The 17691-nt window shown below is 46.9% G+C and carries 11 protein-coding genes and 1 pseudogene; 3 read left to right on the top strand and 9 right to left on the bottom strand.

Going from position 1 to position 17691, the window contains the following annotated elements; translation table 11 throughout:
* Positions 1-188: 188 nt before the first annotated feature.
* The gene (locus ACFVQB_RS32475) at positions 189-1289 is read right to left on the bottom strand and encodes a threonine aldolase family protein (protein WP_379449159.1); all 1101 of its coding nucleotides are present in this window, start codon (positions 1287-1289) and stop codon (positions 189-191) included.
* Positions 1290-1295: 6 nt separating this feature from the next.
* Positions 1296-2171, bottom strand: a complete 876-nt coding sequence (locus tag ACFVQB_RS32470; RefSeq protein WP_379449156.1) for a LysR family transcriptional regulator — start codon at positions 2169-2171, stop codon at positions 1296-1298.
* Positions 2172-2307: 136 nt separating this feature from the next.
* On the opposite strand from ACFVQB_RS32470, the gene ACFVQB_RS32465 reads away from it, so the two are divergent.
* The 3 genes from ACFVQB_RS32465 (at position 2308) to ACFVQB_RS32455 (ending at position 4794) form a co-directional block, all read left to right on the top strand.
* Complete coding sequence (locus tag ACFVQB_RS32465) at positions 2308-3297, top strand: quinone oxidoreductase family protein (protein WP_379449153.1); 990 nt, start codon at positions 2308-2310, stop codon at positions 3295-3297.
* 391 nt (positions 3298-3688) lie between these two features.
* Positions 3689-3907, top strand: a complete 219-nt coding sequence (locus ACFVQB_RS32460) for a hypothetical protein (RefSeq protein WP_379449151.1) — start codon at positions 3689-3691, stop codon at positions 3905-3907.
* 98 nt (positions 3908-4005) lie between these two features.
* The gene (locus ACFVQB_RS32455) at positions 4006-4794 is read left to right on the top strand and encodes a formate/nitrite transporter family protein (protein ID WP_379449149.1); all 789 of its coding nucleotides are present in this window, start codon (positions 4006-4008) and stop codon (positions 4792-4794) included.
* 271 nt (positions 4795-5065) lie between these two features.
* On the opposite strand, the pseudogene ACFVQB_RS32450 reads toward ACFVQB_RS32455, so the two are convergent.
* From ACFVQB_RS32450 to ACFVQB_RS32420, 7 genes and pseudogenes are all read right to left on the bottom strand, one after another.
* Positions 5066-5590: pseudogene (locus ACFVQB_RS32450) on the bottom strand (WXG100 family type VII secretion target); the annotation flags it as partial.
* Positions 5591-5670: 80 nt separating this feature from the next.
* Complete coding sequence (locus ACFVQB_RS32445; protein ID WP_379449146.1) at positions 5671-6129, bottom strand: acetyltransferase; 459 nt, start codon at positions 6127-6129, stop codon at positions 5671-5673.
* A gap of 381 nt (positions 6130-6510) precedes the next feature.
* Entirely contained in the window at positions 6511-8007 is a 1497-nt protein-coding gene (locus ACFVQB_RS32440; RefSeq protein WP_379449143.1) for an extracellular solute-binding protein, read from the bottom strand.
* 28 nt (positions 8008-8035) lie between these two features.
* Entirely contained in the window at positions 8036-8914 is an 879-nt protein-coding gene (locus tag ACFVQB_RS32435; protein WP_379449140.1) for a carbohydrate ABC transporter permease, read from the bottom strand.
* 18 nt (positions 8915-8932) lie between these two features.
* Positions 8933-9883 (bottom strand): ABC transporter permease, encoded by a 951-nt coding sequence (locus ACFVQB_RS32430; protein ID WP_379449266.1) that lies wholly within the window; start codon positions 9881-9883, stop codon positions 8933-8935.
* A gap of 350 nt (positions 9884-10233) precedes the next feature.
* Entirely contained in the window at positions 10234-12555 is a 2322-nt protein-coding gene (locus tag ACFVQB_RS32425; protein ID WP_379449138.1) for a helix-turn-helix domain-containing protein, read from the bottom strand.
* A 129-nt stretch (positions 12556-12684) separates the two neighbouring features.
* Positions 12685-17670, bottom strand: coding sequence for a DUF4132 domain-containing protein (locus tag ACFVQB_RS32420; protein ID WP_379449136.1), 4986 nt, complete (start codon positions 17668-17670; stop codon positions 12685-12687).
* Between the last annotated feature and the right edge of the window lie 21 nt (positions 17671-17691).

Here is a 17691-nt window from a genome sequence, read left to right as displayed (position 1 = left end):
GAAAATATTGGAATGAATCTACATACCTGTTTTTGCTACAGGTTCGTGCATCCGTTCAATCACTATGTTTATAAACAAATCGGACTTTGGGCTAAGGTGCAATGCTCATTCATGCAATGGGACTGTTAAAAAGACAACAAAAATACCCTATCCAGCAAGTGGATAAGGCAGAATAACCATAGCTTATTTTAGTTCACATGTTTCCGCAGCTCTTCATCCAGCCATTCCAGCGCCGAACGCAGCTTGTCCTTGGGCACATTCTGATAACGATCCCCCGTTGACAATTCAAAGGCACAGCTATGAGCACTTGTCTGCTGCAAGTATGAAGTCATCCCTATGCCGAATTGCTGAGTCATGGATGCCAGCATACGCTCCACCTCGGCTTGAGCCAAGGGAAAATGTACGTGAAACATATTGGAGACGGGTACTTCTGGCAATGTACTTATACCATGACACGCATTCAACAAGGTGGCCAATTCCTTGGCCTGCTCATAATAAAGCCCCATTTTGCCAATTCGTTCATTGAAATAATATTGAGAACTAAGAATATACGGATATAGGCCGATCAGATCGCCGCCGTGCCGACGCTTCCATATTTTCGATTCTTGCATGACATCCGTATCCCCTGCCAATATAGCCCCAGCGATGCCTCCAATGCCTTTGTAAAAAGATACGTAGACACTATCGAACAGACTGCAAATCTCCGCTGGTGTCTTCTGATAATAAGGCGTGATTTCGAACAGGCGTGCCCCGTCCAGATGAAGCTTGATTCCACGTTCACGACAGTAGGCCGAGATGGCCTCCAACTCTTCATATGCGGGCAATTGTCCACCAATCTCACGTTGTGGCAATTCAAGCAGCAGGCAGGAAATCTCTTCACTCATCCCCTCCACATCTTCCAATCGAATCAATCGGTCCTTATCCGCCAGCAAAATGGATTCAATGTGATGCAGTTCCTTCAGTCCATCCTCCTCATGGATTTCCAGATGAGATAAAGGATGATAGGCTACCCGCTTGATGCCTTTGCGGTCACACCAGATACGCAGGGCAATTTGCTGTGCCATCGTACCACTAGGGAAAAATACAGCCGCTTCCTTACCCAGAACATCAGCCATCTGCTGGTGAAATTGATCAATGATTTTGCCGTTGCCATAATGATCACTATACTGTTCCCCATCCATCTGTTTCAGCGCTTCCTGAAGTACTTTGACTTTACGACTGCCGTGACCGCCTATAATAAACTCTGCCTGGTTAAAAGCTTCTGCTAATGTTAACTCTGTATTCTTCAAGGTTATTTACTCCTTTATTGTTCTGTTTTTTTGGTTCGTCATCATCTGCACCAATGCACCCAGCGCTCCGGATCGATGCTCACTCCGGGAATGCACAAATCCCACTTCCAACCTGCGATACGGATCAGGCAAAGATAATACTGCAACCTCACCTCTTTGTTCTGCCTTGGTAACCGAGGAGAATGGGAGTAATGACACACCCAACCCGGCAGATACGCCATTCAGAATAGCGTCCAGTGTTCCGTATTCCATGACATTGAGGATATGGACGCCTTGATCTTGCAAAAAGGCTTCTGCCTGTTCACGATGAGTACAGCCTACTTCAAAGAATAACATGGGTTTACGCAATAAATCATGCATTATATGGGTCCCGGGTTCCGCAATCAGTACCAATTCATCGTCATACACTTTCATATAGTTCAGCTCAGGGTGATCCACCGGCCCATATATTACAGCTCCGTGCAGCTCATGTTTAATGACCTTCTGATTGAGTTCATGTGTACCACCTGTCGTTAGGGAGTGCTGCACCCCGGGGTAACATAAACGGTATGCAGCAAGCAGCGGCGTCAGAAAACGGGAGGCCGCCGTTTCAATCGCTCCAAGACGAAGCATCCCTGCAGGTGGATTTCCGATCTGCGTTGCCTGCTCCGCTTCATATAACAATTGTAATATTTTATCCGCATATCCAAGCAAATTCTCACCCGCTGGTGTGAGCGACATTCCCCGATTGGAGCGATAAAACAGTAGCACTTGCAGTTGATCTTCCAACTGTTTAATCCGTGTTGTTACATTGGATTGTACATAATTCAGCGCTAACGCTGCTTTGCTGATACTGCCTTCGCGGGCAACCGCCTGAAATATTTTTAAATCTCCTGCATCCATGCCCTGATCACCTGCTTGTTATCTATTATCTGAATTGATACTGACCTTCATTTTTGTTCATTTTACGTGAATCTGCCCCATCTGTACAATGAGGCTCAGTAGTGAAGTTTTATATACACAAGGAGGAATTTTGAAAATGAAAGCTATTATACATTCAGGTCAAAGCGGCCTTGAAGGGCTTCAATATACAGAGTCAATATCTCGGGCACCAGAAGCCGAGGAAGTGCAGATCCAACTAAAATCCGCTGGAATTAATCATCGTGATCTGTTCATCATGGCAGGACGTACATCCCAGGACACACCACTCATTCTTGGTTCCGATGGAGCAGGCGTAATCGTGGAGATTGGCGAAGGTGTAAACGGCTTATCTGTAGGTGATGAGGTCATCATCCACCCTACTCTCGGTTGGGACCACACAGTTGACGTACCCATTGTGCCCGATATTGTAGGGGGCCCTACGGATGGAACTCTCGCACAATATATTACGCTGCCTGCCAGAAATGCCTTACCCAAACCCTCTCATCTATCATGGGCGGAAGCAGGGGTATTGTCCCTTTCGGCTTTGACAGCATACCGCGCCTTATTCACTCGTGGCGAACTTAAGCACGGTGAGCATATCCTCATTCCTGGCATTGGCGGCGGTGTAGCGACCTATGCCCTGCTTATGGCTGTAGTCGCTGGTGCCAAGGTAACCGTTACATCCAGAAGTGAAGCCAAGAGAAAAGAGGCCCTGCGCCTGGGCGCTTTCCAAGCTCTGGACAGTCATGCAGACTGGAGTCTGCAGAACGATCTCGATTCTGTTGACTTCATCTTGGATAGCATCGGACAAGCCATGTTCCCGAAATATTTTGATATAATCAAACCAGATGGACGTATCGTGATGTACGGTGCAAGCTCGGGAGATGATCTGACTGTTCCAATTCGCTCGATCTTTTTCCCTCAAGTTAGTCTGATTGGTACCTCCATGGGCAGCCGTGAAGAGTTTTCCCAGATGCTGCAATGGGTGGAGCAACATGATATACATCCTGTAATCGATGGCCTATACCCGCTGCAGGAAACAGCGAAAGCATTCGAACGCATGGAAAAGACAGAGCAGTTTGGCAATCTTGCTATACTTGTGGAGTGACATCTGTTTTAGATGGACCTTCATTAATTAGTAAAAATAATCTTACGATAATGGGGGAATCCATCTGACCCGTCTCGCTAAACGCACAGCAATTGTTCTTGTCGCTATTATACTTTTGGCCCAAATTCCTATGTTGAAAGCAACCTTTGCCCGAGGGGTAATTACGCTTTATGTGAACATAAAGCACCCCGAACGCTCCTTTCAATACAGGGATTTCATCTATGAATCTCATTTTGGGAGCTATTTCATTTCTTATGCTGGTGAAGACGAACAACTCATAAGCCTGATGCTTGAGCCCAAATTTTTACCGGTGATCGTTACGTACGATTCATTGGATCAACCCATGAAAGACTAGATTGTTCACTCTATGAATCATTCAGGAGGTATCGATATGTCCAATCATTCGCATTTGGTAGAATGGGTTCGCAAGCTGATGAATGCCGAAGGAACCGAAGATGAGCTGGATGACATGCTAACCGAGTTAGAGCAAGAGACGCCTTATGCGGAGATCAGCAATCTGATTTTCTGGGATGATCGAGACCTGACACCCGAACAGATTGTGGAAGAGGCGCTGGCTGCTCGTCCGATCATTCTTCCGCCCCAGACTTAATCCCGTTAAATAAACACCACAAATCCAGACCACCTCTCCCCAACTTCCATAATTTCGTTATAATGTAAACAAGACATCAGGAAAACAGGAGGCGAATTATGGAAACGGAAGGTTTACGCAACGTCGAACAATTAGCTCTGAAGAAACACAAGATTTATAAACAAAGCTTGATCAGGTACCTTGCACGCTCCATGCTCGCCAGCATGTTTATCGGGTTTGGCGTCATCGTGGCGTTCAAGACGGGTAACTTCTTTTATATGGAGGATTCCCCTTTTACATACCCTATGGCTGCCCTCACGTTCGGCGCGGCAATTATTCTGATCGCCTATGGTGGCGGTGATCTGTTCACAGGAAATACGTTCTACTACACGTATGCAGCCTTACGCAAAAAACTGAAATGGTTCGAAGTGGTGAAGCTGTGGATTGCGAGTTACAGTGGGAATCTGATGGGTGCGGCGGTATTTGCCCTGTTAATCTATCTGACGGGTCTGTTCGATTCTTCTCAAGTGAATGGTTTTCTGCTGAGTGTTGTAGAGCACAAGATGGAAGCTCCGGCCATGCAGCTTTTCTTCCGGGGTATCCTGTGTAACTGGCTCGTATGTCTGGCGTTCTTTGTGCCGATGTTCATGAAGGAGAATGGAGCCAAAATGTTCGCCATGATGCTCTTTGTCTTCTGTTTCTTCATCTCGGGATATGAGCACAGCGTCGCCAATATGTGTACATTTGCGATTGCGCTGGTGCTGAACCATCCGGGGACTATCTCATTCGGCGGGGTTATTCACAACCTGATTCCGGTAACGCTCGGCAATCTGGTGGGCGGCGTGCTGCTGATGGGCTTCATGTATTATGCGGTGAACAAACCGTTTCTGGACGAAGAGACACATTAATCTTTGGGTAAAAAAAGCCCCCTTACTGGCCCGGTCACCTGACCGTGGCTGGACGGTAAGCCAAACCACAAACACCCGCGCAACCTTTCCATCCTGTGATGAAGGTTGCGCGGGTGTTTGTTTATGGGCAGGCTCCCTATATGCCTGCCCTCGGTTCTACCTGCCTTGTACCCAAACGGAGGCTACAAGGCCTGACTCCGTGGCTTAGTTATACTCACGCCACGGAATATATTCTATATCGTTGTTTCCACGCGTGACCACGATCATATTCTCAATTTTGCCCGTATCCTTGTTGGTTCGGTAGATCATCGTACGCGTCTCGCCCTCTTCTGTTCATGCTGGCCTGAAGCTGCTGCGCCAGTTTTTCGTCACCCACTTCCTCAGCCTTCTTCAACATTTCCTCATAATTCTTGTAATCTTCGGGATCCTTCTTCTTCCAATCATCCATATTCTCCGGAGGACCAGACGTTTTGCCTGATCCATCGCCTTTATGTTTACCGAGGGACGTAAGAGTCTGTGCCGCAGTCAAAGCCACCAAAAGAGCCTTGCTCAACGCGTCTTCATCCGTTGTACGGAAACGCTCGGCAATTTTCTTGAGCTCCGATTGAATGGACAAGACCAGCTCAAGTACGGACTTCATTGTACCTTGGGCCGTTGCATAATCGTTATAAAAGCGCTCCCGCTCCATTCCGTCCCAATTGCTGCGCATGACACGGATCTGGCTGTCCAATGTGGACATGAACCCCGACAATTGCTGATGTGCCTGGGCGAATTGCCCACTGACTGTATCCAGTTGCTCCGGTGTTACCTCTTAATCTGTGTCATCCTGCATGCTCCTCTTCGTCATATTCCTCCTGTTTCGTGGTCCACCGATGATTATCTTGCAGTCTGATCTGCCTTGATCTCCAGATGCAGCAGCGGAAATGGATTACCGGAACCATCCAACTCGGAACGACCAATTTGTACAAATCCCATTTTCTCGTAGAATTGGGCTGCTCCAGCATTCTGCTCATTGACATCCACCTTGAGGTGACGGCCTTTGATGTTAAGGGTATGGTGGATCAGAAGACGTCCCAGACCCTGTCCGTGCTGACTGACATGTACAAACAACATCTCAATAAAGTTATCATCCAAACCGATAAAACCAACAGGTTCATTGTCAGCATTCAGCGCTTCCCATACCTCGACCTGCCTTTGCTGCAACACGTCGCTCACTACTTTTTTATAGAACTGAATGTGATGCTCTTCCAAAAACGTATGTGTTGCCCGAACGGCTCTCTCCCAAATCTCGACCAACTTGTCATGATCCTGTTCACGATATGAAACGATTAACATGTCCAACGTATTCTCCTTTTCTAGAAAACGATTATGTAAACATCCGGTCCTGCGATTGGACTTGGTTAATACATCAAATTTCATATAATTCTATGTATATTTTACCATTCCCCATATTCAATCTGTACCCCCATTGCCCATCTTGAGTCAACTTTTCACTTCTATTTAAGGATTTCTTACCAAAGAAACAGAAAATAAAAGGCAGATAAAGTCACCTTGAACCAGTGCACTAGCTGCCTTGGTAGATCAATATCTTCTGCGTCCCAAATCTTGATGCGCATAACTCGCCCCATACTACTTCATCTGTTCCGGCCAATGCCAATTCAGCAGATCGTCACTCCAGGCCAATCACGCACTGGACAGTTGATCAATTGAATGAAGTTACTTGGACATGTTTTCATTATAATAGGTTGTAAATTCCTCGATAATCTGGTCTCCGCCACCTGAACGCCATTTGGCTACAGCATCGTTCCAACCTTGTTCGTCGAGTTCACCAAGGACATATTTGGTATTCGCATCGGTCATATCTTTGCTCAGGTTGGCCCCTCTCTCGGTATTAGTATCCGAAATCAGCGATGCACTCAAATCTGTAACCGCGATGTCCGCATTGTCTTTAATGGTTTGGTCAATTTTTTTCTCCAAATCGGTTTGGATGACTCCCTTCGTTCCCGTCTGCACTCCCCAGCGCAGATTAAAGACATCCCCCGCACCGGTTGATCCAGGAATTTTCTTCACTTTGCCGTCTTGCATCGTATAATCGGTTCCCTCTATGCCGTACGCAATTAAATTACGTATGTTGTCATCACCGAGTTTATCGAGAAAATCAATGATTTTCTTTAGTTTATCTTCACTGGTTACACTGGATTTTGGAATCACGAGCAGTGAGTCATAACCATTCGTCCCACGGACACGCTCCCCTTCCGGTCCTTGAAAATTTTGAGCAACGTCAATCTCGACGTCATCTTTCATCTTCATCATATCGACATGTCGAGTAGCTGCATCATCAATAACGGAGAAATAGATTCCCGCTTTTCCCTTGTTGAAGTACTCATATTTCTTAGCAATAGAGAAGTCAGCGCTGATGATCCCTTCACTAACCATTTTGCGGTACAGATCGAGTGCCTCCTTGAATTCGGGATACAAGAAATCCGGTGTAACTTTGCCATCTTTCAGTCCCCAGCCATTGGGGCCGCCATTATACACAGAGAGCTGCTTCAGCAGTTCCATCGTATTATCTTCCTGAATGCCAAACGTGTTCTTCTGACCGTCCTGATCCGGGTCTTCCTCCGTGAACGCTTTGGCAATCGTATAGATATCTTCCGGTGTCTTCGGTTCTGTCAGACCGAGGTTATTCAGCCAATCCTTGCGGAAAATCATGCCGTAACGAGCCAATACCCGTTCTCTCGGAATACCGTACAAGCTGCCATTCACCGTTGCATTTTTCACAGCTTCTTCACTCATTTTGCTGAGATTCTTGGTATCCTTCAGATAGGGGGATAGGTCCCAGAAATATCCGGATAATTGTGCATTCAACATGGCGGATTCCTTGCTTCTCCGGGCGAGCATCAGATCAGGGAGTTTGCCTGAAGCAATCGTTGCACTGACCTTATCATCGTAAGCACTGGCAGGAACCCAAGTAATATTCAACTGCGTGTCTGTGTATTCTTCGATCTGTTTTAGAATAGGATTATCCCGTTTCACAGGTTCTGCTCCCTGTTGGATCATCATGATGTTTAAGACGGTTTTTCCATCTGCGGCAGCACTGTCCGAATCTTTATCGGAACCACAGGCAGCAAGCAATGAAGTGAACAGAGAAGCAACCAGTACCAACGCAACTCTCTTGTGACGGAACTTGGATGATTTTTCGTTTTTGTTCATCAACGTATTAACCCCTTCCAAGATATGATTAGCCTTTAACAGAACCCAGCAGGGCTCCTTTAGCGAAATGCTTTTGCAGAAATGGATATACCGCCAGAATCGGGAGCGTAGATAATACAATGACCGCCATCTTGATGGTTTCTGCAGGTGGTACCACATAATCATCACCCATCAGGGACATATCCCCAATTCCGCCTTCGGACAGAATGACAATCTGTCGCAACCACACCTGGATGGGCCACTTCGTATTGTCATTAATGTACAAGACGGCGTTGAAATACGAATTCCAGTGGCCTACGGCATAAAACAAGGCAAGTGAAGCGAGCACTGGAGCCGAGAGCGGAATAACGATCCGAAACAGGGTTCCCAGATCACTGCTGCCATCAATACGAGCGGCTTCCTCAATCCCGTCAGGCAGCTGCTGGAAGAAGTTGCGCATAATAATGAGGTTAAAGGCACTAATCAAGCCCGGAATGATGAGAGAACCAAGACTGTCCAGCAGTCCTGTCCAGCGTACAACCAGATAGGTTGGAATCATGCCTCCACTGAACAGCATAGAGAATACAATTAACTTCATGAACAGTTTGCCGCCCATCAAATCGCGTTGTGCCAGCGGATAGGCCATTAATGCGGTGAATAGCAGGTTAAGTAGCGTACCTGTTACCGTAATGAAGATGGAGATTCCCAAGCTGGACATAATCGTCTTTGTCGATAAAATATAGCGGTATCCCTCCAGAGAGAATTGAGTCGGGAATAGTACAAACCCTTTACGGAGCAATTCTTCCGGAGCCGTGAATGAAGCCGCCAGAATGTAGATAAACGGGAGCACACACATTAGTGCAACCATGGAAAGAATGATGTAATTGAGCCCATCCGCTAACCTGCTCAGGAAACCTCGATCAGCCATATCTGTATCCTCCCTCCATTAATAAATGCCTTCCTCACCAAACTTTTTGGCCAGTCGGTTGGCACCAATCACCAGGATAAGGGCCACTACCGACTTGAATACCCCTACAGCGGCGCTATAACTGAACTTCCCTTGTGATATGCCCATATTGTACACATAGGTATCGAACACTTCACCAACCCCACGGTTCATCGGATTAATCATCAGGAAAATCTGTTCAAATCCGGTGTCCAGAAAGGAGCCCATCCGTAGAATAAACATGATAATAATCGTGCTGCGAATCGCAGGCAGCGTAATATGCCATATCTGTTTCCAGCGTCCAGCACCGTCCATACGTGCAGCTTCATGAAGCTGTGGGTCCACTCCCGCCAAAGCTGCCAGAAAAATAATGGTGCCCCAACCTGTTTCCTTCCACATGACCTGAGAAGTAATTACGGTACGGAACCATTCTTCACTGAGCAGAAACTGAACGGGGGAACTCCCCAATTGTGCTAGCAGGTTATTGACGAGCCCGTCCTGTGCCGAGAAGAATAGAAAGGTAATCCCTGCTACAACAACCCAGGATACAAAATGAGGAATATAAATGAGGGTCTGAATGATCCTTTTGAACTTATTTTTCGTTACCTCATTTAGCATCAGTGCAATGATAATTGGCAGTGGAAAGAAAAATACAATATTGTATACAGCCAGAATTAATGTATTTCGGAACAATAGCCAGAACGTCTCATCACTAAAGAATTGTTGGAAATGCTTGAATCCCACCCACTCACTACGAAATATTCCTTCGAATGGCTGGTAATTCTGAAAGGCGATCAGAATGCCCCACATCGGCAAATATTTGTAGATCAGAAAGTAGATCAATCCGGGCGTCAGCATCATAAAAAACCATTTTTGTCGCCGCAGTCTGCGCATGAATACGGAACGCTTTGAATTAGTAAGCGTTTTTAACTCAGTTGAAACAGCCTCCATCGTTTTTACCTCCCCTACTCCTGTTGCTAGTGAATGCTTTAGATCAGCTGTATACACCATAGCGCTCAACTTCATCACATTCCATACTCCCCTCAGCAGGAAAGACAAAAAAATCAGGGTGGAATTGGCATCATTCGTTGCTACGAAAGGCTTTCAATGCACAAGCCACTTCATGCTCCAGGTTGCGTATTTCTTGCGCAATAATCATTAGGGAAGGCCATTGATAATCATCTGGGAAGATTAAAAGATGACCTTTTCACAAGTTAAACTGAAGGTTGTACTCGCAAGACACGTAGTTTAACCCCCGGAAGCATTTCCCGGGGGTTAAACTCTACTTCCTGAATACGCCGTTACTTTCGATGTTTCTTACGATATTCACCGGGAGTCATCTCTTCGACTTTTCGGAAATAGCGAATAAAATTTTGAGCATTGCGGTAACGCAATCGTTCAGCGATATCTCCTATTTTCATGTCCGTCTCCACAAGCCACTGCTTTGCTTGATTCAATCGATGACGGGATACATAATCACTGAAGTTCACACCGGTTTCCTTTCGAAAAACAGTTTTCAAGTAATTGGGATGATAGTTCAACTTGGCTGCACACGTATCCAGGGAGAGATCCTGCTCTACATTGGCATGAATAATCTCCATCATCTGCTGGGAGATGTTCATGTTACGCTCTCCCCATTTTGCCGTTGTCATCTCCACCATGGGTTCCAGAATCGTTTTCATGAACCAGCGTTCCACATCCGCAGACGTTTTCAGATTAATCAACTGCTCAAACAGATCTCTCACGTCTCCTGAAGGCAGCAATAAAGCCTCTCCAGTGGTCTGGAACTCGCGAATCAGATCGGACAACAACCGGAACAGAATCATCTGATACTCCTGATGGGAATGACTTTCCCGCAGGGTCACCTCCAGAAGTTCATGCAGGCATTCACGGGCCATATCCAGATCAGGCACATGTAGTGCATCAATGAGTCGTTTCTCGATCCATTCAGGGAACATCATCTGTACCTCTTGGTCAGGGAGCACATCTTCCACATGCAGAACGACATTTTCACCAAACCGAATTCGGTATTTCAGCGCTTCTCCACTCTCTTTATATGCTTGCGCAGCCTGGGCCATATCCTGATGGAAACGACTAATACCTACGCTGACGCCAAGCCCAAGTACTTCTTTCACCGCCACCTGAACGCTCTGTGCCAGCCGATGTACTTCAAGCTTGCGCCGTCCCTCATCCGTCTCATCAGTGGTCAGGAGCGTAACCTGTTGTCCCCCAATAACTACAGGGTCCATACGTGAGCACACGGGAACCAGATCCGCAACCATATTAGACACGGCAAATAACAGCAGATCCCGGTCTGATTCCCGGAACCGTGTGTCACTGAATGTATCTGCCTGAACGGCAATAACGCAGTAGGCTTCTGCATTCATAGCATAATGCACTTGCTCCATTCCGCTCTGGATATCTCTCGGGTTCATCTCTCCCGTAAGCAGCTTGCGTACAAACAGACCTCTGAGTTGAACCGTGTGATTCTCGATCTCTTTCATCAGACGGGATTCGGTAAATTTTAACGACTGGACGCGTTCACCAATCGCACGCAGCTCATCCTGCGGCCATTCAACAGTTGCTGCTTCACCATCCATCCCTGTTAAACCTTTATGAGAAAACTCTCTCCAGCGAATGCGTCTGTTTCTATCCCTTGGTTCCAGTCCCATAGCTGCCTCAAATGCATGTCGAATCGGCATATATATTCGTCTGGAGGCAAACAAGGAAAATGCCGCAAGTCCTGTAAAGACGCCCGTACAGATCCAGATTGTATACCAGCCAATGGCTTGTGACTCCTTCGCAATCTCATTGATGGAAACGAGGGAAATGTAGGTCCAACCGTTATAATCGGACAGACGGAAGCTCATACCATATGGCTGCCCATCAATGTTTAATCGCTCATATCCCGAGGTTAGATGGTTTGCAAGCAGTACAGGTATAATCTGCTCCATCGCAGCTTTGGAGAATGCCTGATCCGTGGGACTGGTCAGACGATGTTGCTCGTTGTCCAGAATCAGTGATTCTGCACCATTCTGACGTGCAGGTACCAATTGCTCCAGACGATGGGACGGCAGAGTCACTTCCAATAGTCCCGCTGGCTCACGAACAGAATTGACCGGTATTTTCTTGATTAGCTGCACATTCTCACTAGCTAGATTCGTGAACCAGACAGAGGTGGCTGACATTTGAATAAATTTTGATAGCGTTTTCATTTCGAGGTTTGCAAATGAACTACTGTACCCGCTATTATCCAGCACCCATCTGCCTTCCAGACTCACCAGTCTGACATTTTCGATGCCCTTCTCGTACGTCTGCAATTTATATAAGCCTTCACGCAACTCATTAATCCCCGGATAATCTTTCACACGGACGGGTTTGAGAACAGATTCACTAATTCTGGACGTGTTGATATATTGAATCAGTGAATAATCAATGGTCTGCAGCAATTGTTCTGTCTTGAGTTGTGTCTGTTCAAGAGTCTGCATGTTCGCCTGAATTACCCTTGAGGTTATAACTCCCTTTGCCTTGGAGTATGACAGATATCCAAGTGTAATGACGGGGATTGCGACCAATATGACACTGAATAATAGAAGACGCCGCAAGTAAATTGATCTCCACATGATTACATCCCTCACTTTAATCTGTGTTAAAGCGTTAAAGACATTATATAGAACACGCTTACAAGGTTCAAACCGTATTTCTCCTATCATGTAAAAAAACCGCCCCATACGGGGCGGTACACTCAGTTCCTAATGCTGCAATTGTGCAAGGATTTGCGGGTCCTTGATTTTCTTGTCTTCAGCCAATAACATCACTTTCGATAAAATCTCAGCCGTTCTCGGATCTTCATCGAGGAATGGCAGGAAGATTCTGCCCCGATGCTGACTGTGCACGGGTACGATGTGAAGTGCGCCCGTCGCCTGTTTGAACACATTGCCGCTACCAAGATGAACGGCGTATTCGCCCAGTTCACCATCAATTCGAGCATAATTTCCATCCAGACGAACGTTACTGACTTTCAACAGACGCAGTGACTCATTCACAATCACATGACGCATCTCAATTGTGGTCAAGCTGGCTTCCGGATCTACTCCGCCAACATGCGCAACGCTAACCACCAAATCAATGTCACGCATGACTTCTGAGAAGAAGACCGGCGGTACATCCTTTAACGCGACAGGTTTATAAGTTTTTCGATCATAGAACTGCACCGTCTCCAGCGTAGGCGCTTCTGTATCTGCGGGTGAGAACCAATCTGCCATGGCATAGAGATTGGCAATCAGATTATGCTCATAGCTTACCTTTTGCAGCCCTTCCTCATAACTGACTGTCCATTGCCGTCCTTTGAGCAGGGCAACTGCTTTTTTCGGTTGAATCTGATAACCTGCATACCGACGGGATACCGTTCCATTAGCCAGCTCATCCTCATTCGGAAGATAGAGTTCACGGAACACCTGCTTGAATGGCTGGCGTTCCTGACGGTTGAACAGATCCCGTTGGAATTCGCTCCAGCGTCCACTCTGGAACAGATGCAATGGATGAGCAATCAGCAATTTATCCTGTTCCGTCAAGGTTTGAACCGAGCTTTCCGCATCTCCCGAATCCGGAGTAACCAGCCCACCGGAAGTTACATCGAAACGCCCCAGCTTGTCACCTGCTTGGAATACAAGGGTGCGAACCAGTGGACGAAGAACCGGATTCTGCAACAGACTTGAAACTTCCTCACTCGTAAAGGACGTTCCTGCCGTCATGGAACGCTCCAATTCCTGTCTTGCCCGGCGATACTGATCAACCAGATCGGTCTTTATTTCCTTCAGTTCGGCGATGTATCCATCTTTCTTGAACCGGGCAGGTACAGACTTGAGTGTCTTCCCTTTGCTTACGATGAGCAGTTCCGGCTGACCTTCTTCATCAATGACCAATTGGGCTGTGGTAGCCTCATCCAGTTCGTGGGGCTCAAAATAGGATTTCATCTCATCCAGCTTGCGAGCTTCCATATCCCACATTAGCCGGGTCACATCGGCATACCCCGCATTACGGGCAAGGTTGCCCAGTGCAATCTGGGATACCAGACCTTCACTGGCCCGGCGCTGTGCACCAAACTGCTTACTCTGCATCAGAAACTTCTGAATGAAGTCGTACCGCTCGCGCAGATCCTGTTCCTTTTCTGCTACAAACGGAATCAGGCTATAAGTCAACAGATGATCCTTGTTGCGCTTCTCTTCCACAGACTCACGCATATCTTCAAGTTTCAGCTTCCCAAGTGCCGCATCCGCGAACAACTGTGATCTGCGGTGATTGGCTCCCCCGGAGATATATTTGGCACAATCGTACAACAGACTGAACCGCTCCTCACCGACGGCCTCGTATGCCTCCTCGAACCAGGCGATATCAAATGCGCCTTCGTTAAAGTCCTGGGGCGAGATTGGAGAATAATGCGCCACGATAGTTTCTTTCTCAGCAGTGAATCGTTCATTAATATGGGCATGGAAGTACCAGGCTGCACTGCGCAGTCCTTCCCATCCGAGATGCTTCGCAACAATCTCCATCCATTGCGGCGCGTACATTGCGGCTTCCAGGAGCTTCTTCTCCTGGATGGGATGCTTCGCCAGCAATTGTCCCAGCAGCACTTCGTCCTCTCCATCACGCGGATGGCAAACCTGGATCAGATGGCTGAACGTTTCTTTACGTGTCGTATTGTCACCGTAGCTGTAGATATATCCACGGACAAAGGTATCCTGATCCATGGCAGCAACCAGATGCACCCAATGCTCCAACCCTTCAATGCGTTCAAGCTTCATGGCCAGCGTACTTACTTCTGTTGAGAGCTCTCCTCGGGTTAACTCAATCTCCAAAATTCGTTCAACAACTGTTCTTCGCAGTTCTGCCAATACCGGTTTCTCCGCAATCCAGTCGGACCGACTTGATGTCAATTCCCGAATAAACAGGGCACGAGACTCTCCCACAAGCAGCTGCTTGTAGACCTCCTGTGCATCAATGAAGTCCAATTCATAGGCACGCAGGTAATCGTTCAGAGTGAGGAAGGAACCTCGGCTACTGTCCCTATTTAATCGATCGAATTGGCTTATTGTCTGGAAGTATCGCATGAAACTCTCATCGTCATATACACGATCCCGTATAATATAGAACCATGGGCCAGACAAGAGATCGAGCATGCCCGATTCCTTTTCCATTTGTTCCTCAGGCATCATTTTCATCAGCGAATACAGTGTCCGCTCAACGATTTCAAATGTATCTGACTTATCACTGTCCTCATAAACGGCCTCAATCAGCGTTTTCACCTGATCTGCGTAACGAAGCTCACTGACCATCTTTTTCATGTCCTGGATATACTGAACCGGATAGACCTCTTCTGCAAATTCCTTACGCCATCCTTCCAGCAGCCAGTGTTTCTCCAACTCACTATATTCGTATATGGTGGAATAGTAACGGTAATAACTATCCAGCTTCTTATTCAGATCCTCCAAACGGATCGCAAACAAAATTTGCAGCAGTTCTTTACTATCCAGACCACTCTTCTGAACATATTCCCCCCATATGTTATGGAGAGGGAACTGCTCCAATAATGCTATATCTTGCCGCTGATCATAAGGAATGAAGACCATAGCACGCAACGTCGCACCTACAAGCAAGGTTTCTTTGTAGCCCGCATAATATTCTGCCTCATATTCATGGTCCCTGTGCTCATGTAGCAACGCATCCAACCCTTCAAGAAACTGCTTCGCTTTTTCCAGGGAAAGGGTAAACAGGTCCATCGGCTTAAAGCCGCCGAGATCACGTTCTTCATGAAGCAGTGGATTTTCCCATGAAGGATCATACAGGCCGAATCCATTAGCCGCTGTATACCTGCTGCTCTGCTCTGCAAGCTTGTCCAGCAGCTTCTGCTCCTTGACTGTTGGTGTCTCGATTAACGCTATGATTGGCTGCATCTGCTCCTGCTGCTCCGTGCGTTGTGGATCTGCGGAGATCTCGGTCAACAGTTCCAGCGCACCCAATCGCTGCAGTTCAGTTTTAGATTGTACAAGTCGTTTCAGGGATACCATTAGCTGATCGGTTGGCTGAAGCAGTAACACCTGAATGATCTTCTGACGCAAAGATCCCGTTTTCAGTTTGAGCAACGCCTCCATTTGCAGCATCTCTTCGAGCGTCAGCGTCAACAGCTTGGCTTTGAGCAGAGCATTCTCACGGTTGTTCATGCTCTTATCCGACAGACTGTCAAAAATAAACTGTCTTTGTACTTCGTTCTCGGGATGATGGACAAACTGGGACAACAATTCTCCTCGCAAATCCGGGCTTAGCTTGTCTTTGAGCGCAATGACCTCGCCAATCCATTCCGGGTCCATGTCATACGCAGCAAGGTACAGCATTTTTTTCACTACATCATCCGGATCGATGCGATATTGAACAAATTCAAGAACTCCGGATGGCCCAGCTGATCCTCCCTGCGGGATGTGGATTAGCATCTCTTTGAACAGATCAAAGTCACGCCGACGCACGGCTTTATCTTCAAAAACAGGCAGCGGCCAGACGTGAACACTACGTTGATTCTCCCCATTATCAAAGCTCCAGTTAAACATGTACATGGCATCATAATTCTCAATCACCCAATGCAGTAACTCCAGATCCTGTACTTCAAGATACTGACGTGCCATGTTTAAGCGCAGCCCTCTGTTCTGACTGTTAGCAAGTACGTATTGTGCAACAATCTGCTGATATACTTGCCCGTGATCCATGATCTGGATGACTTTTCGCTCCAACTCATTCTCTTCAATGACAGCCGTTGCCCAGAGACTGATGAATAATTGGTTTGCATTGGCGCTTTGCTGCCATTCCTCTCGCACCGCAGGATCAGTCAATGCTTGATGCGCTTGTGTAATTAATTGCGCAGCAACACGCTGATTCGCCGCTTCAATTCCGATCCCTGTCCATACGGCGAGCGCTCTCACTACCGAACTGAACCGAATCAGGTTGTTGTCGATGATTATTTTTAATATGTATATATACGCCTCAAGCGTTCCTTCATCCATCCGTTCCACAATGCTCTGGCGCAAACCCTCCTGCAGCCTGGCTGCTACCAGCAATTCCCCAACCATCTGATAAGCATCTACCTGATCGCTCATAAAGATACCTTTGATCATTTCAGTGGTCAGCAATGCATTCTGATTGTCACCATAGATAATATCATGCAGCGCCTGCTTCATATTGACGGTTTCATGATCCAGTTCATAGGCAATGCAATCCGGCAAAACGGCTCTGATCTCATGAAGATAATCAAACTTGTACTCCCGCATGGATACATATTCGTTCAGAGAGAAGCCATGCATCTCCATACGGAACAAGGCAATCATTTTACGAAGAACCTGTCCAATATGCTGTTCGGGATTGGTCGTACGAAAGGGTCTGCGCTCGTAATGTTTGCTATAAGGAAAATTCGCGGCGCGTTCTGCAATGTAACGGAACCTAGCCAAGAAGGATTCACTGACCAGTTGCTCCAGCACATCCAGCAATGGACGAAACAATGGAGTTTTCATCTCAGCAGACATACGTTTCAATTGCTGCTCTGTATTCAAATAGGCCTTTTCGTCTTCGCGCAAATAGGTGAATCCAGCCATCTCTGCAACATAAACCGCGAGTTCCTGCTCCACACCATTCAGCGATTTCACTTTTTCCTGCAACTCATGTTGATACTGTTCAACTTTATCTTCCTGATTCATTCCATTCTCCTCCTCGTTACT

It is taken from the genome of Paenibacillus sp. NPDC057886 (genome assembly GCF_042796655.1).
GTDB lineage: Bacteria > Bacillota > Bacilli > Paenibacillales > Paenibacillaceae > Paenibacillus.
This window is presented reverse-complemented; position numbering and strand designations above follow the sequence as displayed.

Coding starts and splice junctions, on each gene's coding strand:
- ACFVQB_RS32470 (WP_379449156.1), bottom strand. CDS start 2,171: ATGGATGCAGGAGATTTAAAAATATTTCAGGCGGTTGCCCGCGAAGGC.
- ACFVQB_RS32465 (WP_379449153.1), top strand. CDS start 2,308: ATGAAAGCTATTATACATTCAGGTCAAAGCGGCCTTGAAGGGCTTCAA.
- ACFVQB_RS32460 (WP_379449151.1), top strand. CDS start 3,689: ATGTCCAATCATTCGCATTTGGTAGAATGGGTTCGCAAGCTGATGAAT.
- ACFVQB_RS32455 (WP_379449149.1), top strand. CDS start 4,006: ATGGAAACGGAAGGTTTACGCAACGTCGAACAATTAGCTCTGAAGAAA.
- ACFVQB_RS32445 (WP_379449146.1), bottom strand. CDS start 6,129: ATGTTAATCGTTTCATATCGTGAACAGGATCATGACAAGTTGGTCGAG.
- ACFVQB_RS32440 (WP_379449143.1), bottom strand. CDS start 8,007: ATGAACAAAAACGAAAAATCATCCAAGTTCCGTCACAAGAGAGTTGCG.
- ACFVQB_RS32435 (WP_379449140.1), bottom strand. CDS start 8,914: ATGGCTGATCGAGGTTTCCTGAGCAGGTTAGCGGATGGGCTCAATTAC.
- ACFVQB_RS32430 (WP_379449266.1), bottom strand. CDS start 9,883: ATGGAGGCTGTTTCAACTGAGTTAAAAACGCTTACTAATTCAAAGCGT.
- ACFVQB_RS32425 (WP_379449138.1), bottom strand. CDS start 12,555: ATGTGGAGATCAATTTACTTGCGGCGTCTTCTATTATTCAGTGTCATA.
- ACFVQB_RS32420 (WP_379449136.1), bottom strand. CDS start 17,670: ATGAATCAGGAAGATAAAGTTGAACAGTATCAACATGAGTTGCAGGAA.